We start from the raw sequence: 20449 nt of genomic DNA, 5'->3' as shown, positions 1-20449 counted from the left end.
CGATTAACTGAGTACGCTGACGGACGGACTTCTCCTCAACCTGATAATCGCCGACCATCGCAGTCGATAGACGATATAAGTCTCCGAACCAATCGCGGATTAAGATAGCAGACGGGAAGAAATACTCCCTGAGTAATATCGTGATTTGTCGTCGTCGAGGGCAGTATGTGTCACCCACGGGACTCTCAGACGAGCGCGTAGGTCCGTTACAAAATTATACCTGTAACAGATAATTCGTCAGAGCGACCTGCTTCGTCCGGTCGAGGACCGGCGAAATTCGGGGACGACCGACCGACGTCGGGGTTCTTCGCGCCTATATCGAACTCTATACAAGTACGTAGGAGAGATTGCTACCGTTATCTCCCACCTCGACGCGATTATATCGACGAGAGAACGCGATACGGGATTGGTTTCCGACGACCGAGACTCAGAAGGCGCCCACAGCCGTGTTACGTCTCTATCAGCGCTTCCAGGGGATGCCGATAGCATCACATCGTGTCTTTTCGAGCTGGCTTCTGCGGGGTCAGGGGCGAGAAGAGACGAGATGCGAAGAGGCGACCCGCTGGAAGAGTCGTCAAGTCGGCCCGGGACGCCGATGTCGCGCCACCGGAGCGAGGAAGGTTTACTCGTCGATCACTACCGAATCGTCCGGATAGACGGTGACCCGGTATCCGCAGTACTCGAACTGGACTCGCTGTTTCGACTCGTCCGGGGAGCGGTGCAGCGCTTCGAGGATTCGGAGGTCGAACTGGTCTTGGAGGGCGGGGAGGTCGGTCACGTCGACGCCCTCGCGGTCGGCGACAACCTCCAAAACCGCCATGGCGGGGAACTCCGAATCGTACGGCAACGTCGTCGAAGTCGGGGAGACGTCCGTCACCTCGACGTCCCAACCGGCGGTATCGTCGTCGGGAATCGGCCAGCTACCCCGAACGTCGACGTCGTTCGCGTTCGCTTCCCTGATGACCGCGGACAGAACCTCACGAAACGCCACCTCCGCTTCGAGGTCCACCGCGAAGGCTTGTCGAACCAGACTCTCTATCGTATCGTTAGTGTCCGTCATGCAGCGTCATCTCCGTCGATACACGGGTTCGAGTGAGGTATCCATAAACCGTACTATCGAGCGTTCGGCCATCCACCGCTCGCCGGCGAAATCCCTCATTCGAGTACGGTTGCGAAAACGACGACGGCGTCTCGTTTTCGGTTCCCGAGCGGGACCGAGCATATACTGTCAGACGTATTTCAACTGGTGACAAAATCCCTCCGTCGAGTATGGGACGGCCGCTTTCGCGGCTCGATACGGATTCGATAGCTGTCGAGGTCACTGGAATCGGTCCGCACGTGGCATACTGGAAAGGCGTCTCCTCCGATGCGAGCCGGCGTGAAGCCGTAACTCTCCGCTTCCGGTTCCGAACTACTGATAGCGCCGGTCCAGAAGGTCCTGTTCCTCGATGACCTGCCAACTCGCCTGTGCCTGCTCTGTCATCCCGTAGACTCGCCCCTTGCGTCGGTCCTCGGAGACGAGGAGTTCGACCAGCGATTCCTCCCGCAGTTCGCCTATCGCACGCGAGATGTGCGCCATATGGTCGTCCGCGTGGTCCGCGATGAGCGACGGCGTCGCGGGCCCGGAGGCGAGACGTTCGAGGACCGCGATTCGGTACCGCGAACTGATGATGTAACTGACAGAGTCCCACTCGACGCTGTTCTTCGACGTTTCGGATGTAGAGTTCATTGATTGACGTTTCGCGCCGAGAGCAGCGACCGGGTTCGCGGCCCCACCGTAGTCCGCCCCGCAGTTTCCGGTCGGTCCCGACGCCTATCGAGGGCCTCCACCCGTGGTGGATCTGCGGTGAGTCTCCGAGGTCCCGGAAGCACACGAAGGGTGGCCCTACTCGGTATAGGCGCATCGTTCATCTGTGGTCGGTAATAAACGCCGCCATAGATTAATTTTCCGATGCAAGGAGGTAGTGACATTTTGTTTATGTTATTTCGATATTTCCAAATTAGATTACTAGGCTTTTTAGCTTCTCTCGGATGTCCTCCGCCCGCTATCGAATCCACGCTCGGATAATTATTCGCTAGGCTGATATAGAGAATTGTTGTCACACAATCGGTTGTCGGGCGCGCTCTAGAGGCGTTTCCGGAGGGGCGTCGAGAGAAACGCGCCTCGCTCCGCGAGCGCGGTTCGACGAGTCAGACGCATTAATGGGCCCGTCAGCGAGTTCGGATTCCCGTCTACGCGTTCGGAGCGCTCCCGTCGTCTCGGCGGTAGCCTCAGCGAATCTGAACAGACCGCCTGAACAGAACGTATCAAGTCTCCGATTTACGATTATTCCCGGAGGGTATTGCTACGACGTAATGTCAGCCAGCGCAGTAACTAGGTGCACCGAGACCCGCAGTCATTCGGCCCGCGGGGAGCGATGAGCGGCGTCACGATGGGGACGAACTGCCACATCGCCGAATCGGCGACCGTGGGGCACTTCCTCGACGAATCGCTCGGCGAAACGGTGCTCGGCGACGACGCAGTCGTCAGATCCGGATCGGTCGTCTACACCGACGTGGTCGTCGGAGATAGGTTCTCCACCGGTCACAACGCCCTCGTCCGGGAGGGGTCTCGGCTCGGTGACGACGTGCTCGTGGGAACGAACGCTATTCTCGACGGCGACGTCGACGTCGGGTCGCGCGTGAGCATCCAGTCGCGCGCGTACCTCCCCGCCGGGACGACGCTCGGCGACGACGTGTTCGTCGGCCCGGGCGCCGTCGTCACGAACGACCCGTATCCGCTCCGCGCCGAGTACGTTCCGGACGGAGCGAACGTCGCCGACGACGCCTCCATCGGCGCGAACGCGACGCTGCTTCCCGGCGTCTCGGTCGGAGAGCGAGCGTTCGTCGCGGCCGGAGCGGTCGTCACCGACGACGTCCCCCCGGACACCCTCGCGGTGGGGTCCCCCGCGGTACACCGGGACCTGCCGCCGAAACTCGCGCGGGGGAACGAGGTCGCATGAGCGACCACGTCGACGTCGAGGGGAGCGTTCCGTTCGCCAGTCCCGACATCGGCGACCGGGAGAAAGAGCGGGTCGCCTCCGTCCTCGACTCCGGCATGCTCGCCTCGGGAGCGGAGGTTCGCCGGTTCGAGAGCGAGTTCGCGTCGTACTGCGGCGTCGACCGAGGCGTCGCCACGTCGAACGGGACGACGGCGCTGCACGCGGCCCTGCGAGCGCTCGGAATCGGACCGGGCGACCGCGTCCTCACGACGCCGTTCTCGTTCGTCGCGACGGCGAACGCCGTCCGCTTCTGCGGCGCGACGCCGGTGTTCGCGGATATACATCCGGAGACGTACAACCTCGACCCGCGGTCGGTCGAGACGGCGCTTCGGGAGGACGCGGACGGAATCGACGCCATCCTCGCGGTCCACCTGTACGGCCTGCCGTCGGACGTCGGCCGACTCCGCGAACTCGCCGACGAGTACGAGATACCGCTCGTCGAGGACGCCGCCCAGGCGCACGGCGCCGAGTACGACGGCGAACGCGTCGGGAGGTTCGGCGACGCGGCGTGCTTCTCGTTCTACCCGACGAAGAACATGACCACCGGCGAGGGCGGCATGGTCGTCACCGACGACGAGAACGTCGCCGAACGGGCCGCTCGATTCGTGAACCACGGCCGCGACGAGGAGGGGGCCCACGCCGAACTCGGGCACAACTTCCGCCTGACGAACCTCGCGGCGGCCATCGGACGCGTCCAACTGGACAAACTCGACGGTTACACGGAGGCGAGGCGGCGCCACGCGGCGACACTCGACGCCGCCGTCGCCGACTCCGAACCCGTCTCGCCCGTCGAACCCTACGGACGCAGACACGTCTACCACCAGTACACCGTCCGCTGTCCGAACCGCTCGGCGCTCCGCACCCACTTGGAGTCGCGCGGTATCGGCACCGGCGTCTACTACCCGACGCCCATCCACCGCGAACCGTCCTTCGACCGCGCCGACGAGACGTACCCCGTCGCGGAGCGCGCGGCAGAGGAGGTACTCTCGCTTCCGGTTCATCCGGGATTGACCGACAGCGAGACCGAACGCGTCGCGAACGCGCTACGAGATTACCAATGACGAACACCAACACGCCCGACACGACGGTCGGCGTCGTCGGGGTCGGCTCGATGGGACAGAACCACGCCCGCGTGTATCGGGAACTACCCTCGGCGACGCTCGTCGGCGTCGCGGACGCCGACGAGAAGCAGGCCCGAGAGGTCGCGGAGAAACACGGCGTCGCGGCGATGTCCCTCGACGACCTGCTGGACGCGGTGGACGCCGTGTCCATCGCCGCGCCGACGCAGTACCACTACGACATCGCCGAGAAGGCGATCGACCGAGGGGTTCACCTCCTCGTCGAGAAGCCGTTCGTCGACGACATCGACCGGGGCTGGGACCTGGTCGAACGGGCCGACGACGCCGGCGTGACGCTACAGGTCGGACACATCGAGCGGTTCAACCCGGCCGTCGTCACACTGCGCGACATCGCCTCGTCCCTCGACATCATCGCAATCGACGCGCACCGCCTCGGGCCGCCGGTCGACCGGGATATCACGCACAACGTCGTTTACGACCTCATGATACACGACATCGACGTGCTCCTCTCGCTCGCGGAGGGGGAGATAACGTCGCTGTCGGCGTCGAGCGCGCTCGAAGACCGCTACGTCACCGCGACGGCCGAATTCGACTCGGGCCTCATCGGGACGCTGACCGCAAGCAGGGTCACACAGCAGAAGGTCCGCACCCTCTCGATAAACGCCGAGGACTGCTGGGTCGACATCGACTACCTCACGCAGTCGGTGGAGATTCACCGCCGCTCGGTGCCGGAGTACATCGAACGGAACGGCGACGTCAGGTACCGCCACGAGAGCATCGTCGAACACCCGAACGTCGTGCAGGGCGAACCGCTTCGCTTCGAACTCGAAGCGTTCGTCGAGGCCGTCGAGACGGGTGAGACGCCGGTCGTCTCCGGCGAAGACGGGATGCGCGCGCTCGAAATCGCGACTCGAATCGACCAGCAGACGACCCGACGGCAGTCGGCCGGAGAGACGACACAGACCCAATGAATCCGAACTCGGAAGACACGACGCGGACGATCGAATCGCTGTATCACGCCTCCGTCTCGCCGGTGCGGCAGAGCGAGGCGCTGACCACCGGAGAAGTCCCCGTCGCCGTTTACGGTCTCGGGAAGATGGGACTCCCGATAGCCGCCTCGTTCGCGGCTCTGACCGGGAACGTGACCGGGGTGGACATCGACCCGGACGTCGTCGAGCGAATCAACGACGGGGTATCCCCGGTCCGCGGAGAGCCGGGACTCGCCGACGCGGTGGAGCGGACCGTCGCCGACGGCTCCCTCTCCGCTTCGACTGACGCGGCGGACGCAGCGTCGGAGGCGTCCGTCCACGTCGTCATCGTCCCCACCGTCATCCGCGAGGACGGCTCCCCCGACCTCACGGCTCTCGAACAGGTCGTACCGGCCATCGGGACCGGTCTCGACCCGGGCGACGTCGTCCTCATCGAGTCGACGGTCCCGCCCGGAACCTGCTCGGAGGTGGTCCGCCCGACGCTGGAGGCCGAGAGCGGCCTCTCCCTCGGGGAGTTCGGCCTCGCGTTCTGCCCGGAGCGGACCGCGAGCGGAACCGCGCTGTCCGACATCCGCGGGACGTACCCGAAAGTCGTCGGCGGTGCGGACGCGGAGAGCACCCGCGTCGCCTCGCTCGTCTACGGGGAACTCACGGAGAACGCGGTTGTTCCCGTCTCGGACGCGACGACGGCGGAGTGCGTGAAGGTGTTCGAGGGCGTCTACCGCGACGTGAACATCGCCCTGGCGAACGAGATAGCCAGGGCGAGCGGCGAACTGGGCATCGATACGCTGGAGGCCATCGACGCCGCGAACACGCTCTCGGTCTGCGACATCCACCGACCGGGACCGGGCGTCGGCGGTCACTGTATCCCGTACTATCCGCGGTTCCTCCTCTCGCGCGCGCCGGATGCGCGACTCGTGCGGACCGCTCGGGAGGTGAACGAGTCGATGCCGGCGTTCACCGTGGAGAAACTGCGCGAGCAACTGCGCGAGGCCGGCGGAGAGGTCGCGGACGCGCGGGTCCTCGTCCTCGGCGTCACCTACCGACCGGGCGTCGAGGAGACCCGCGAGTCGCCGGCGTACCCCATCGCCGCCGAACTCGACGACGCGGGGGCGACGGTGTTCGCGGCGGACCCGATGCTCGACGAGATGCCGGGGCTCCGCGCGACGCCCGCGTCCATCGACGAACTGACCTCGCTCGACCTGGACGCGGTCGTCGTCGTCACGCCGCACGAGGAGTTCGACCGCATCGAGTGGTCGGCGTTCGACGACCTCGTCGTCGTCGACGGACGGGACGCGTACGACCTCGACGGGACGACTCACCGCGTCTACACGCTCGGGAGGTACTGAGATGCGGAAGAAACTTCGCGGGACGACCGGAGCCGACGGCCGCGGGTCGAAGGAGGACCGACGATGGAGATAGAGACGCTGTCGCTGTCCGAATGGGGGGAGAAGCTTCCCTCTTCGGGATTCGACGTCTTCCACACCGAGGAGGCGCTGACCGTCCTCGACGAGCACACGTCGGCCGAACTGCGGCTGTACGGCGGGTTCAAGGGGAGCCAAGCGGTCGCGCTACTTCCGGTGTTCGTCAGACGAAACGCCGTCGGGCGCGCCGTCTTCTCGCCGCCACCGGCGCTCGGCGTCCCGTACCTCGGTCCCATCGCGACGCCGAACAGCCCGAAGCAGCGGAAACAGGAGAAGGTGAACCGCGAGTTCACCGAGGAGGTGCTGGAACGGCTCTCGGTGGACTCCTCGCGGACGCTCCTCCGGTTCGTCTGCTCGACGGACTTCCTCGACCCCCGACCGTACCAGTGGAGCGATATGCAGATCACGCCCGAGTTCACCTACGAACTGGAGCTCTCGGACACCACCGCCGACGAACTGCTGTCGTCGTTCAGCAAGAGCCTCCGGCGGGAGATACGAAAGCGCGACGAACTCGACCTCACCATCGGCGTCGAGGGGATGGACGCGGCGCAGACCATCCACCGGAACGTCGAGGACCGGTACGACGAACAGGGCGAGTCGTTCGCGTTCTCGTGGCCCTACGTCCGCGACCTGCTGGAGAGGGTCGGCGACCGAAGCCGCGTGTACGTCGCCCGCGGCCCGAACGGGAAGTTCCTCAACGGCGTCGTCGTCCTCTACTCGAACGACGCGGCGATATACTGGTTGGGCGGCGCCCGCGTCGACTACGAGGGCGTCAGCGTCAACAGCCTGCTCCAGTGGCGAATCCTCGAAGACATCATCGAGGACCCGGAACTCGACTCCGTGCATCGGTACGACCTGCTCGGTGCGAACACCGAGCGCCTCTGCCGGTACAAATCGAAGTTCGGCGGCGAACTCGTCCCGTACTACCGCATCGAGTCGGGCGGCGCCGGCATGGACCTCGCGAAGGCCGCCTACCGCGTCGTGAGCCGCTGAACGGCGCGGTCGGTCTCAGTCACGTTCAGCTCTCGGTCTCCGCGTTTCCGTTCTCGTCCGCGTTCGTTCCGCGGCGCGCGCGGACGTGGTAGACGCCGCGCCGGTCCCAGGTCGGTTCGCCCAGCGAGTCGAGCGAGAACCCCCTGTCCCGGAGGTAGCCCTCTATCTCCTCGGCGGTCGTCCCGTATCGGCGGCACTTCTCCGCGTGCACCTCCACGAACGCCGTCTCGACGCCGTCGAGCGCATCGCCCATTCCCCGCAGCACGTTCAGTTCCGCGCCCTGCACGTCTATCTTGACGACGTCCGGCGACGGGAACGCCCCGCCGGCGAGTTCGTCTCCGCGCCGGCAGTCGACGCGGAGGACCTGCCCCTCCGTCTCGCTCTCCCCCTCTCCGTCCGTGAGATAGTGGTGACCAGCGCCGACCTCCCGCCGTTCGGAGGCGAGGCGACCGGGACCGCTCCGGTCCGACAGCGCGAGGGTCGACGTCCGCCACCGGCGTTCTGGCCCGTTGGCCGCGAGGTTCGTCCGGAGTCGCGCCTCGTTCGACGGTTCGGGCTCGAAACAGACGACCGCTCCCCCAGTTAGCTTTCGAAGGACGAAACAGGCGTACATCCCGACGTTCGCGCCCACGTCCCACACCACCTCGTCGCCGTCCAACTCCGACAGCAACGCGCTGATGACCGCTCCCTCGCCGACGAGCGTCGTCGCCCGCTGGAACTCACAGCGGGTCGCCATCCGGAACTCCGCCGACAGGCCGTCGAGTTCGGCCCGGTGTCGCCACCCGGACGGGGCGAGTCGCGCGCGCCAGTAGCTCTCCCGGGCGAACCGCTTCGCTCGCCCCGTCAGCGTGTCCTCGCCGGCACGTCCGAAGTCGAGCGGCGAGCGGGTCACCGCGGGTCCTGTCTGTTGACGAGTATCTTCGCCGTCCGCGGGAGAACGCCGAGGAGGGGAAGCGGGTCGAACAGGTCGAGGAACTCCTCCCGCGTCGTGAAGAACGACGTGAGGAACGGGACGAGCGCCGAGACGTTCCCCCGCGAGAGGTTCTCGTTGAGCCAGAGGATGTCCTGGTAGAACAGCTTCCGCTGCTTGACGTCCGTCCGGTACCGGAGGTTCGGGTCCACGTCGGGCGTCTCGCCGGTCAACTGCTGGTAGTGGTACCACGGGATGTCGACGCCGCTGTTGATGGTGAGCGCGAGCGACCCCCAGTAGCGCCCGTTGACCTCGAGCAGGTAGAAGTCGCCGTCCGCCGTCTTCATGAACTCGACGTGGAGCGGACCCGTCCACCCCAACTCCTCGACGACGCGTTCGGCGTATGTCCGCATCCGCGGTTCGCGGACGCCCTGCCGCACCGCGCCGACGCCGCCCGAGGGCGGGTAGACGCGGAACTTCTTGTGTTGGAAGTGGGTCAGCAGTTCCCCCTCGTCGGCGATTCCGACGGTGCACATCGTTTCGAGGCCGTCGACGTACTCCTGAACCAGCGGCGGGTCCGCGTCGAACGCCGCGTCGCCGTCGACGAGCGACGCGTACCGCTCGGTCAGACTCTCCTCCGGCGCGACGTAGTTGTCGCCGGAGAGCCGCCGGGTGTAACACTGCCCGTCGTCGTCCACGTAGGTCGTCCGACGGGGTTTGACGACCACGGGGTAGTCTATCCGCTCGTCGAGTTCGCGGACGTCGTCGAGCGACGCCGGCGTATGGGTCCGCGGCGTCGGCACGTCGACGTCCGCCATCGCCTCGAACAGTCGCCCCTTGTCGTTCGCCGCGAGGTGTCTGTCCCACGACTCCGCGCCGACGGCCGTGCCCGTCTCTTCGAGCCGCTCTCTGTACTTCGAGAGGAGCAGCGTCGTCAGGTCCGTCACCGCGAACACCGCGTCGTACTCGTGTGCCGCGAGGTGGTCGACCAGGTGGTCGACGAACGTGGTCGTCTCGGTCAGCGGGTCCGGATAGACGTACGACTCCGCCGAGTGCCGCGAGAGCATACCCGGCAGATACCGCGTGTACCCCCCGGCGGTCACGGAGAGCCCCTTGGCGCTCAGCGTCCGTATCAACCCGAGCGCGTTCTGCGCCTGACTGTCGAGAACGAGGACGGTACCGCTCGTCATCGTCCCACGACCGGTCGTTCCGAGACGTACTCTCGAAGCGGGTCCCTCGTTCCGTCCGTCCGCCGACGTACGCCGCACGGTCGCGAGTCGACAGCACCGCCTCTCTGTATCATTGGACGCCGGTTCGGCTACCGAGCGCTTTGTAAATGGGGACTTTCGACCCGCTCGGAGCGCGGACCCATCGCTCAGTAATGATTAACCGAACGACAGTCCTCTCATTACAAACACGAGAGGGTCCCATGCGGCGGGTATGAGCGACAGAGATCCGACAGTGTGTCCGCCGCGACGGGCCGGGGGCGGGCGGAGCGGGGAGCGCGCGCGATGAAGGCGTTCGTGACGGTGCAGCATCCGGCGCACGTTCACTTCTTCAAGAACGTCATCCGGGAGCTTCGTCGGCACGGCCACGACGTCCGCGTCTACGTCCGCGCGAAGGACGTCGCGGTCGAACTGCTCCGAAACTACGGCATCGACCACACCGTCCTCGCGGGCGCGTCCGCGTCGTTCGGGTCGTTGGCGCTCCGACAGCTTCGATTCGAGTACGCCCTCGCCCGGCAGGCGCGACGGCTCCGACCGGACGTGATCACCGGCATCGGCGGCCTCGCGGCCGCGCACGCGGCGACGGTCGCCGACGCCAAGAGCGTCGTCTTCACCGACAGCGAACTCTCCTCGAACTGGCTGATGGTCCCGTTCGCGGACGTCATCTGCACCCCGAAGCGCTTCGAGATGAACTTCGGCGCGAAGCAACACCGCTACGACGGGTTCCACGAACTCGCGTACCTCCACCCGAACTACTTCACGCCGGACCCCGACGTGCTCCGAGAGGCGGGCGTCGACCCCGACGAGCAGTTCTTCGTCGTCCGGTTCAGCGACATGCAGGCGCACCACGACGTGTTCCACGACGGGTTCAGCGCCAGCGGAAAGCGGCGGTTGCTGACGTTCCTCCGGTCGCACGGCCGCGTGTTCGTCGCCAACGAGGGTGACGCCGACCACTACTCCGAATACGCGGTGCCGGTGCCGCCCCACCAGTTCCACCACCTCCTCGCGCACGCGACGCTCGTCGTCTCCGACTCCTCGACGATGGCGACGGAGGCGGGTATCCTCGGGACGCCGGCGATACGCGTGAACTCCTTCGCGGGGGAGACGGACATGAGCAACTTCGCGGAACTCGGCGGCCGGTACGGTCTCGTCTTCTCGACGCCGGACGAACGGGAGGCGCTCGAGGAGATCCGAGGCCTCCTCTCGGACCCGGTGACGACGGACAGTTGGCGGCGGAACCGGGAGCGCCTGCTCGCGGACAAGATCGACGTAACGCGCTTTGCGACCGAGGTGTTGACCGCGGTCGGCGGCGCCGGCGGGGAGATGCCCGCCGAGTCCGAGGGGGTGTCGCGGAATGCGTGAGGAGCACAGTTTCGCGCTGTGTCTCACGCACGACGTCGACAGGCCGTACAAGACGTTCCAGGCGCCGTACCGGGCGGTCACGGAGCGCTCGCTGTACCACCTCAAGACGGCGTTACCCGGCAACAACCCGTACTGGCAGTTCGAGGAGATAATGGAACTCGAAGCCGACCTCGGGGTCCGGTCGGCGTTCTACTTCCTGGAGGAACAGAACCTGCTCCGGGACAAATCGCCGCGCGAGTGGACCGAACTGAGAAACTGGGTGCTGTACACCGGGCGGTACTCGGTGACCGACCCGGCCATCGCGGACGTCATCCGCCGACTGGACGAGGGCGGATGGGAGGTGGGCCTCCACGGCTCCTACGAGTCGTACCGCGATATCGACCGACTCCGCGAGGAGAAGGAGACGCTCGAAGGGGTGTTGGGGCACGAGGTGTCGGGGATACGCCAGCACTACCTGAACCTCGAACGGCCCCGGACGTGGGAACTCCAGTCCGAACTGGGCTTCGACTACGACGCGACGCTCGGCCGGACGCGCGAGTACGGGTTCCACTACGGCTACAACGTCCTCAGGCCGCTGAACGACGAGTTCGTCGTCTTCCCGCTCACGCTCATGGAACTCACGCTGCCGGACGTCCCGACGGACGCCGACACCGCGTGGGAGGCGTGCGAGCGCCTCCTCGAACGGGCGCGGGACCGCGGGGCGATCATGACGGTTCTCTGGCATCCCTGCTACTTCAACGAGCGGGAGTATCCGAACTACAAACGGGTGTATCGGAAGCTGGTGGAACGGGCGCTCGAGATGGGAGCGTGGGTCGGCCCGCCCCGCGAACTTCTCGATTCGTTGAGAGGAACCGACGCGCAGTCGGTCGATTTCGTCCCCTCACTGGAAGATTAACCCCTCGGATGCCCGTCGAAAGCCCCACAATTACAACGTCCGAATCGGGTTACCTCCGAGACGAAATGTCCACCCGTTCGAGCGTCCGCGGTCGCCGCATGGTCACGAGGGGAGGACGGGTCGCTCCCCCGCCGAACGAACAGCGTCACGGGCCCGCGCGGCCGGATGGGGGAAGCAGGTAGTGCGCGTCCTCAACGTCGTCACCTACGACGGCGCCTCCTTCTTCGAGAAACAGGTCGAGACGCTGGCCGAGAAGGGAGTGGCGAGCGATACGGTCGCGGTCAGTCAGGAGGCGTCGGAGACGTCGAGTTCGGAGTCGTCGCGGTCCGTCCGCGACTACGTTCGGACGGTCGTGAGCCTCCTCAAACAGTCCCAACACGAGTACGACCTGATACACATCCACTACGGCCTCCTGAGTCCCCTCGCGCTCGTCGAACTGAACCGCCCGGTCGTCGTCACGTTCTGGGGGTCGGACCTGATGGCCGGCGACTGGGTCTCGCGCGTCTCTCGGACGATGGCGCACCACTGCGACGAGGTCATCGTCCCGTCGTCCGCGATGTCGACGTACCTGTCGCGTCCGCACCACGTCATTCCGTTCGGCGTCGACGTCGAACGGTTCCGTCCGATTCCGCGGGACGAGGCCCGGGCGCGCATCGGGTGGGAGACGGACGCGAACGTCGTCCTGTTCCCGTATCGGAAGACGCGGGCGGTCAAGAACTACCCCCGCGCCAGGGCCGTCGTCGAACGGGCCGACGTCGACGCGGAGTTGCGGTGGATAACCGGCGTCCCCTACGAGGAGATGCCGTACTACATGAACGCGAGCGACGCGGTCATCGTGACCTCCGACCGCGAGGCCGGACCGATGGTGATCAAGGAGGCCGCGGCGTGCAACGTCCCCGTCGTCTCGACCGACGTGGGGTTCGCGAGAGAGGCCCTCGGGACGGTGCGGAACAGCACCGTCGGCGCAACCGACGACGAACTCGTCTCCGGACTCGAACGCGCCCTCCGGTCCGGGACGGGGTCGGACGGGCGGAAGATGGCCGACGAGTGGAGTCTGGACCGCATGGGCGACCGAATCCTCGCCGTCTATCGCTCCGCGCTGGAGCGTCCGACCGAGGAGCGGGAATCAGAACCGAACGTGGCTGAGAGGAGACTGTGACGGAGGGACCGCCGCCGACGGCCCCGACGGTTCGCTCGAACGCATGACCTCGGAGGAGTCGGTACGAGAGCGGATGGCCAGCGGGCTCAAGGTGAGCTTCGTCTCGCAGGTGCTCTACGTCGTCGCCAACGCGGGGCTCATCGTCGTCCTCACCCGCTACCTCCTCACGCCGGAAGGGTACGGACTGCTGAGCTTCGCGCTGTCGATTCTCGGCGTGACGCAGTTGTTCTTGGGGCTGGGGCTGGCGAAGTCCGGCGCCCGCTTCGTCACCGAGTACATCGAGTCCGACGAGACGCAGGTCAGACACATCGTCCGGACGACCCTGCTGTACGTCGGCGTCGCCACCGTCGTCGTCAGCGTCGTCTTCTGGGCGGTCGGCGGACGCCTCGCCGGCCTCCTCGGCCGCCCCGCCGTCGAACCGTTCCTCGCCGTCGGCGTCGGCTACCTCGCGCTGTACCCGTTCGCCATCGCGGTCCGACTGCTGTTCAACGCGTTCAACCGCGTCGAGTGGAGCGGCGTGTTCCGGACCGTCGACGGCGTCGTGCGGTTCGTCTTCGCGGCCGGGTTCGTCCTCGCCGGGTTCGGCGCCGTCGGCGCGCTGTACGGCTATCTGGCGGGCTTTCTCGTCTCGGCCGTCCTCGGACTCGTCGTGTTCTACCGGCGGTTCTACCGCTCGCTGCCGACCGGCGGCGACCCCGAGTCCGGACTGCGGCGGCGGATCGCACGCTACGGCGTCCCGCTGACGGTCACGAGCGGCGCGGACGTCCTCGACAAGCGGGTCGACATGGTGCTCGTGGGCGTGCTGGTCAACCCCGTCGCGGTCGGCTACTACACGCTGGCGAAGCAGATAGCCGACTTCGCCATCGTCCCCGCGCGGTCGATAGACACGACGCTGGCCCCCCGACTGGGCGAGCGGAAAGCCAGCGATCAGGGGCAGAGCGCGTCTCGGATATACGAGTCGGCGCTCAGGCACGTCCTCCTGCTGTACGTTCCCGCGGGCGTCGGACTCGCGCTGGTCGCCGAACCGACCATCCGCTACGTGTTCGGCGCGAACTACCTCGACGCCGTTCCCCTCGTGCAACTGTTCGGCGTCCTCATCGTCATCGACGCGGTGAATCAGATAACCACGAACAGCCTCGACTACCTCGGGCGGGGGCGCGAGCGCGCCATCGCGAACGGGGGGACCTCCGTCGCGAACTTCGTCTTGAACCTCCTCCTCATCCCGGCGTTCGGCGCACTCGGAGCGGCCGTCGCGACGGTGGTGACGCACGCCGGATACACGGTCATCAACGTCTCCTACATCTACCGCGAGTTCCCGTTCCGCGTGCGTCGACTGCTGTTCGAGAGCGGCGTCGTCGTCGGCATCTCCGCCGGCATGGGCGCCATCGTCTACTACGCTCGGACGTTCGTCTCCGGACTCCCGTCGCTCCTCGCCGTGATAGCGCTCGGCGGGGCTGTGTGGGCGGCGCTCGCCGTCTACAGCGGGCTGTTGGACACGCGACTCGTCGAGTCGGTGCTGTCGTAGCCGAAAAAGAGACCGCCGGTGAATCCGAGGTTCGGGTGGTGTGGGCCGGACCGAGGGCCGCGTTCAGCGCGGTGCGCCGATGTCCCCGCTCGGTTCGCTCGACCCGTAGGCGTTGTTCTCGAGGGTGACGTTGGCCTCGTCCCACGAGGACAGCGCCGTCCGGACCGCTTCGCCGGGGTCGCCGCCGTCGCTCGGTTCGCTCCCGTAGAACCAGTTGTTCCGGATGACGCCCTCCTGGGCGACGTCGCCGCGGATGTAGACGGCTTCGGTCTCGCCGCCGTCCTGAACGTGTTCTGTCGCCTCGACCGTGTTGTTCTCGATGATGATGGTCTCGCCGCCGGGCGGGTGGACGTCGATGACGTGGTCGACCGTCTCGGGGCCGAAGTGGTTGTTCCGGACGGTGTAACTGCCGCTACCGCTGCTGGCGACGCTGTGGCGGTTGTAGTTGAACGTGCAGTACTCGATGGTCTGGTCGCCGCCCGTGCAGTCGACGCCGTAACCCAGACCGTCTTGGGGGTTGTTGTGGATGTCGCAGTGGTGGACGTACTCGTCGTTGCTGCCGTTGACACCCGCGTAGGCGAAGCCGTATATCTCGCAGTTGTCCACCTCGACGCCGCTGCCGTTCGAGACGATGCCCGCGCCCGCCGGGTAGCCGTCCCACGACTCGTACGTGGACATCGGCCCGTCGAGGCGGAGACCGGTAATGCGGCTGTCGCCGTCGACTTCGAGCATCTCTATCTCGCCGTCCGCGACGAGGACGCCGCCCTCGGCGCCGTCGATGCCGCGGTCGGAGGCGAGCGTGACGCCCTGCGGGACCGTTATCGTCGAATCGACGCCGATTTCGCCGGTGACGTAGACGGTCTGTCCCTCCGCGGCGTCGCCGAGGGCGCTCTCCAGTTCGGAGAGCGACCCCGCCGTGTAGTCGGCTTCGGATTCCGAGACCGTGTTGGGGTAGCCCTCGCCGCCGCCGAGGTTCGCCCCGCCGGTGTCGCCGTCGCTCGACTCGGAGTCGTCGCTGGCGTCGCCCGTGTCGTCCGTGGGTGCTTCGTTTCCGGTCAACTCGGCTGCGGTGAGTTCGGTCCCGTCGTACGTCAACGTGTAGGAACCGGTCATCGGCTCGAAGGCCACCACGTCGCCCGCGACCTGATACGTGTCGCCGTAGCCGTTTCCGGTCATCCCCTCGGCGGTGAACGTGTCGTCGTCGTTCTCCGTGACGGCGTCGTTGTCGCCTTCGGCGGCGTAATCGCCCGCGTCGAGGTCCTTCTCCACGGTGCCGGTCGCCGTGAACGCGTAGTCGACGTCCGACTCCGAGACGATTCGCAGTTCGTTCGAGTCGCCGACGAGTTCCGCGGCGGTGGTCTGCGACCCGTCGTAGACGAGGGAGTACGACCCCGTCGTCGGCTCGAACGACACGATTTCGCCTGTGAACGTGTAGCTGTCGCCGTAGCCGTTGCCCGTGAGGCCCTCGGCGGTCCACGTGCCGTCGTCGTTCTGGGTGACCGAATCGTTGTTCTCCTCCGCGGAGTTGTCGCCCGCGTCGAGGTTCTTCCGAATCTCGCCGGTCGTCGTGAACGCGTACTCCACGTTGGACCCGGAGGTGATTCGGAGTTGGTGTTCGGACCCGCTCCCGTCGTCGGAGTCGTCGGACCCCGAGTCGGCGCCGTCGTCGGCTTCGGCGGAACCGCCGAGGTCTGAGCCGACGTCCTCGCCGAAGGCGGCGAAGGCGGAGCCGTCGATGGAGAAGGAGACCAAGTTACCGCTGTAGTGGTAGGCGTGAAGCGCGTTCTCCGCCGTCGCCGCCACGTTCGCGTCGTCGGTGACGAAGTCGGCGCTCGCGTCGGTCGATTCGACCGGCTGTACGGCTTCGGAAACCGCGAAGGAGTACTCGCTCGCCCCGTCGGCGTCGCGGGCGTCGACGAGAATCGTGTTCGGGAACTCGGCCGACTGTGCGGAGACCACGCCGCTGCTCAACAGCGCGCCCGTGGCGGCGACGCCGGAGAGTTTGAGCCACGACCGTCGACTCAGATGGCTCTCCCCTCCGCTGTCTCGCTCGTCGGTGTGCTCTGCCTGAGATGTCTTGCGAGGCATCGGGCGGAACTAACCCGGAATCCGGATAGTGATTATTACGAGAATATCCGTGTTTGTGTCCCGAAACGGAACCGACTGCCCACGTCTGGTTACGAGATGGCTAGCAACAACGTCTGTGAGTCGAACTGTCCGGAGAACGAGGACGGCGACCGAAACTCTCCCACGGGTGGGCCGGCCGCGATGGGGACCATGCCGCGGGCAAAACCTAAATATCGCCGCAGACCGTCGACTAGGACCAGAATGACCGCTCCACCGTCCGAGTCGAATCTTTCCCGTCGGAACGCCCTGAAACTGGGGGCGGCGGCGCTGGGAACGGCCGCACTCGCCGGGTGCGGCGCCCCGGGGGGAGAGGTGTCCGAAACGCCGAGTCTCCCCGAGCGAACGGAAGGACCGGGGCCGCGAACGGAGCGGCCGCGTGCGGAGCAGTACGGAACCGTCACGAACGTGGTGGACGCCGGGGCCGACCCGACCGGTTCGGAGCCCATCGGTTCGGAACTCCAAGAGCACCTGAACGACGACACGCTCCTGTCCTTTCCCGACGGGGTATACCGGCTCTCGAACCAGACGTTCCGGGGGCTTCGGAACGCGGCGCTGGTCGCGGAACCCGGAGCGCGGCCCGTACTCACTCCGGCGAGACCGGCGGACGAGGCGGGGCCGTACTTCCTCTCGTTTCTCGACGTACGGGAGTTCGTCCTCGACGGCCTCACGTTCGACTTCCGCCAGGAGGGGTACGGCGGCCGCGTCCAGGTCATCGGTTCCGGAGATTTCGTCGCTCGGAATCTAACCACGGTCGGCCGGTATCCGGCGGACGCCATCGCCTTCCGCTTCGACGTGCGGAACGAGGCGGGCACCGGACTCGTCGAGAACCTCGTCGCGACCAGCGTCCCGCAGACCAACGAATCGGTCACCGGCATGTACGTCGGCCACCAGCACAGCGGCGAACTGACGTTCCGCGACTGCGAGGTCGCCGGGTTCTCCGACAACGGCCTGTACGCGTCGGCGCCGGGGGGCGCCGGCGGCGCCATCCCCGACGCGATGGACGGTCCGGTGCACGTACGAGGGGGGTCCTACCGGAACAACAACGTCGCCGGCGTGCGCCTCGGGTCGACCGGGTCGACCGCGAGAGACGTCGAAATCGTCGTCGACAGGGTGCCCCCGCACAGGAACGACTCGGTGAACGCGCGGGGACTGCGGCTCCGCGGGCAGCAGGGACAGGTGGTCGAGAACTGCCGGATTACGATCGGACCGGAGGCGGGAACTGGGTTCGGCGCCATCGTCTTCCACCGCGACAGCGGGCAGGCGACGGTTCGGAACACGACGGTTCGCGTCGACCGGGACGGCGTGCCGGCTATCTACGCCATCGAGCCCAGCAGCGGTCCCGGCGGCGGCCCGACGTTTCGGAACGTCGATATCCGCGGGAGTGCGAGCGGCGGCGCGACGGCGCGACTCGAAGGCCGGAACGGGACGGAGTTCCGGAACTGCAGCATCCGACAGCGCGGGTCGAACCGCAGCGGAATCGAACTCGTCGACTCGCGGAACTGCCTCGTCGCGGACACCAGCATCGACGTCAGCGGCCGACCGCTGGTGACGACGCGGTCGACCGTCAGAAAGCGGAACGTTAGCATCGATGGGGGCGGGTCCGGTCTCGGCTGACTCCGGTCGGGCTGAGAGCCCCGCGGTCGGCGTCGCCGTTCGGCCCGTTCGGTCGCTCCCCCTCTCCTCCCTTTCTCGCTGTCAGGCCTCGCCGTCGTCCTCGTAGTAGAGGTCGACCTCCCCGTTGGAGAAGACGCGACTCGCGGACGGTTCCGGCCCCGGGAGCGGCCCGCGGACCCGGAACTTCCTGTCGCCGTAGAGGAGTATGTACGACCCGTGGTCGGTCTGGGCGTACTCCGGGTAGACGTACAGGAGGTCCCCGCTGTACGGCGTTCCCGACTCCCCGTAGCGCGTCGTGTAGATGACGGCGGGGTGCCGGTAGTGCCGCTGTATCGTCCGCCACGCCGAGTGGCCGGCGACGACGGTCACGTCCGTCGCGTGGTCGTCGACGAACCGGTAGGACGACGCCTCCTGCTGCGTCGTCGACATCCGGGTGGCGCCCGGCGCCTCGTCGAAGACGGGGTTGTCCGGGGCCCCCGCCGCGTTCATCGTCATGAACACCGCGTACGGGCTGACGAGAGCGAGGATGAGGAGGGCGGCGACGGCCGGCCGAATCCCCCATCCGATTCCGCCGACGGCGTCGGCGACGAGCCGCGTCCCCGCCGAGGCGAGAACCACGAGGCCGGGCGCGGCGAACAGAGCCAAGGGGAAGTAGAGGAACGCGAACCAGCGGCCGGGGATGAACACGTTCACCCCGAACGCGGGCGGGACGAAGACGAACAGGCTCGTGACCGTCGTCGCCGCCCCGAGCGGGACGATTGGTCGGCGGGCGTCGCCGGTCGTCCGAGAGCTCCACGCGATGGCACCCAGTACCGCGAGCCCGAACAGAATACCCATTCCGAGGACCTGTTCGACGCTCAAGGCGTCGGCGCCGGATATCGCGAGTTCGTCGATTCGCGGGGGGTACGAGGCCGTCCGGCTCGACCCGGCGGCGATCTGTCGCAGGCTGCTGATAATACTGGGAGCGACAGTCTGAAGGAACGAACCAGTCTCGCCGGCGGGTCCGCTGTACCTCGTGGTCACAGATTGGTAGACGAACCCCACGACGAGGAGCGTCGAGAGGCCGATATCGCGGGGGAGAAGCCTCCCCCGCCAGAACGCCGCCCCCGCGATGTAGGGCAGCATCACGACCAGCGTGATGAACAGCGTCAACTGGTGGGTGTAGATGATGCCGAGGAGTCCGAAGAGGAACCCGGCGAAGGAGAGACGAGTGGGTGCGTCGAGGAACCGGTCGGCGTACCAGAACAGCACGGCGAAGAAGGCGAGTCCGATGGTCGTCGGCATCGTGTGAACGGTGGTCACGACGACGAAGTCGCCGACGACGTAGAGGAGCGCCCCCAGCACGCCGACGAGGTCGCTCCACCAGCGACGGAGGAACGCGAACACGACGAGCGCGGGAACGACCGTCCCGACCACGGTGACGACGAGAAACGCGGCGTGCCGCACGGGCAGCGACGTCGCCGCCGACACGAACGCCACGGCGAGGTGGTACACCGGTGCGTACCAGTACTTCGAGGTCGCGAGGGGGGCGAGCGACCCCGTCTGCGCGATGGCGGCGGCGACCTGATTGTGCCACAGCGCGTCGTTGCCGAGTTGGACGGCGCTGCCGTAGTACACCTGCGCCCGGTGGAGCACCGCCGCGGCGAGCAGAATCAGCAGTTTGGCTCGGGTCGACTTGAGGGCAAGCGCGAGAACCGCGACCGTCGCGTATATCGCGACCTGTATCGCGTGGACGGGAAACGGGCGCTGGTAGCCCGCGCGGACGTACAGGACGATGCTCGCGACGAAGAGCGCGTACAGGAGCACGAGCAGCAGGGCGCGGGCCGTCGTCCCGGGTCGGTACCGGAACGAGGCGAGTTCCCGACGCACCGCGGCCCGTCGCCACCGAACGGCCCACCCGAACAGACCGCCGCCGACGATGGCCGCGGGGAGTACCTGCGTGTACGGGTTGGAGACGAACAGTTCGATGACGAGGCCCGCCGTGCCCGCGAGGAGGACGGCCGAGGCGACGAACCACGGCGAGACGACGACCTGCCGGACGCGGCTGATCGGGTGGGTGCTCACGGCGGTCCACCTGCCCGTCCGTCTCTCCGGAGGCGCGTTCG

General features: G+C 66.7%; 16 protein-coding genes. 10 read left to right on the top strand and 6 right to left on the bottom strand.

The window, feature by feature from the left end; all coding sequences use genetic code 11:
* Positions 1 to 622: 622 nt before the first annotated feature.
* Both NDI79_RS13845 and NDI79_RS13840 read right to left on the bottom strand, forming a co-directional pair.
* A complete protein-coding gene (locus tag NDI79_RS13845) occupies positions 623 to 1060 on the bottom strand; it encodes a HalOD1 output domain-containing protein (protein ID WP_310929114.1) in 438 nt (145 codons plus the stop codon).
* Between the two features lie 351 nt (positions 1061 to 1411).
* Complete coding sequence (locus tag NDI79_RS13840) at positions 1412 to 1729, bottom strand: ArsR family transcriptional regulator (RefSeq protein WP_310929113.1); 318 nt, start codon at positions 1727 to 1729, stop codon at positions 1412 to 1414.
* A gap of 688 nt (positions 1730 to 2417) precedes the next feature.
* Here NDI79_RS13840 and NDI79_RS13835 point away from each other — a divergent pair.
* From NDI79_RS13835 to NDI79_RS13815, 5 genes are all read left to right on the top strand, one after another.
* Complete coding sequence (locus NDI79_RS13835; RefSeq protein ID WP_310929112.1) at positions 2418 to 3002, top strand: acyltransferase; 585 nt, start codon at positions 2418 to 2420, stop codon at positions 3000 to 3002.
* The gene (locus NDI79_RS13830) at positions 2999 to 4102 is read left to right on the top strand and encodes a DegT/DnrJ/EryC1/StrS family aminotransferase (RefSeq protein WP_310929111.1); all 1104 of its coding nucleotides are present in this window, start codon (positions 2999 to 3001) and stop codon (positions 4100 to 4102) included. The genes NDI79_RS13835 and NDI79_RS13830 overlap by 4 nt, the downstream gene beginning before the upstream one ends.
* Entirely contained in the window at positions 4099 to 5091 is a 993-nt protein-coding gene (locus NDI79_RS13825) for a Gfo/Idh/MocA family oxidoreductase (RefSeq protein ID WP_310929109.1), read from the top strand. Before NDI79_RS13830 ends, NDI79_RS13825 begins: the two co-directional genes overlap by 4 nt.
* On the top strand, positions 5088 to 6458 hold the full coding sequence (locus tag NDI79_RS13820; RefSeq protein ID WP_310929108.1) for a nucleotide sugar dehydrogenase: 1371 nt from the start codon (positions 5088 to 5090) through the stop codon (positions 6456 to 6458). Before NDI79_RS13825 ends, NDI79_RS13820 begins: the two co-directional genes overlap by 4 nt.
* A gap of 63 nt (positions 6459 to 6521) precedes the next feature.
* Positions 6522 to 7526, top strand: a complete 1005-nt coding sequence (locus tag NDI79_RS13815) for a GNAT family N-acetyltransferase (protein ID WP_310929107.1) — start codon at positions 6522 to 6524, stop codon at positions 7524 to 7526.
* A gap of 25 nt (positions 7527 to 7551) precedes the next feature.
* Here the strand turns inward: NDI79_RS13815 and NDI79_RS13810 are convergent, their stop codons facing one another.
* Positions 7552 to 8418 carry an FkbM family methyltransferase gene (locus tag NDI79_RS13810; protein WP_310929106.1) on the bottom strand — a complete coding sequence of 289 codons (867 nt, stop codon included), beginning with the start codon at positions 8416 to 8418 and terminating at the stop codon, positions 7552 to 7554.
* Positions 8415 to 9626, bottom strand: a complete 1212-nt coding sequence (locus NDI79_RS13805) for a carboxylate--amine ligase (protein WP_310929105.1) — start codon at positions 9624 to 9626, stop codon at positions 8415 to 8417. The genes NDI79_RS13810 and NDI79_RS13805 overlap by 4 nt, the downstream gene beginning before the upstream one ends.
* A gap of 273 nt (positions 9627 to 9899) precedes the next feature.
* Here NDI79_RS13805 and NDI79_RS13800 point away from each other — a divergent pair, with 273 nt between their 5' ends.
* The 4 genes from NDI79_RS13800 (at position 9900) to NDI79_RS13785 (ending at position 14603) form a co-directional block, all read left to right on the top strand.
* Positions 9900 to 11024: a DUF354 domain-containing protein gene (locus NDI79_RS13800; RefSeq protein ID WP_310929104.1), complete on the top strand. Its 1125-nt coding sequence runs from the start codon at positions 9900 to 9902 to the stop codon at positions 11022 to 11024.
* The gene (locus tag NDI79_RS13795) at positions 11017 to 11919 is read left to right on the top strand and encodes a polysaccharide deacetylase family protein (protein WP_310929103.1); all 903 of its coding nucleotides are present in this window, start codon (positions 11017 to 11019) and stop codon (positions 11917 to 11919) included. The genes NDI79_RS13800 and NDI79_RS13795 overlap by 8 nt, the downstream gene beginning before the upstream one ends.
* A 181-nt stretch (positions 11920 to 12100) precedes the next feature.
* Complete coding sequence (locus NDI79_RS13790) at positions 12101 to 13078, top strand: glycosyltransferase (RefSeq protein WP_310929102.1); 978 nt, start codon at positions 12101 to 12103, stop codon at positions 13076 to 13078.
* A gap of 43 nt (positions 13079 to 13121) precedes the next feature.
* Entirely contained in the window at positions 13122 to 14603 is a 1482-nt protein-coding gene (locus tag NDI79_RS13785; RefSeq protein WP_310929101.1) for a flippase, read from the top strand.
* A gap of 63 nt (positions 14604 to 14666) precedes the next feature.
* Here the strand turns inward: NDI79_RS13785 and NDI79_RS13780 are convergent, their stop codons facing one another.
* Positions 14667 to 16691 (bottom strand): right-handed parallel beta-helix repeat-containing protein, encoded by a 2025-nt coding sequence (locus NDI79_RS13780; RefSeq protein WP_310929100.1) that lies wholly within the window; start codon positions 16689 to 16691, stop codon positions 14667 to 14669.
* Between the two features lie 240 nt (positions 16692 to 16931).
* Between NDI79_RS13780 and NDI79_RS13775 the strand changes: the two genes are divergently transcribed.
* Positions 16932 to 18344, top strand: coding sequence for a right-handed parallel beta-helix repeat-containing protein (locus NDI79_RS13775; RefSeq protein ID WP_310929099.1), 1413 nt, complete (start codon positions 16932 to 16934; stop codon positions 18342 to 18344).
* 81 nt (positions 18345 to 18425) lie between these two features.
* Here NDI79_RS13775 and NDI79_RS13770 read toward each other — a convergent pair whose 3' ends face one another.
* Positions 18426 to 20408 carry a hypothetical protein gene (locus tag NDI79_RS13770; RefSeq protein WP_310929098.1) on the bottom strand — a complete coding sequence of 661 codons (1983 nt, stop codon included), beginning with the start codon at positions 20406 to 20408 and terminating at the stop codon, positions 18426 to 18428.
* Positions 20409 to 20449 lie beyond the last annotated feature (41 nt).

This window comes from Halogeometricum sp. S3BR5-2 (assembly GCF_031624635.1).
GTDB lineage: Archaea > Halobacteriota > Halobacteria > Halobacteriales > Haloferacaceae > Halogeometricum > Halogeometricum luteum.
Note: the sequence above shows the minus strand (reverse complement) of the source record. Positions and strands in the feature narration are given on the sequence as shown.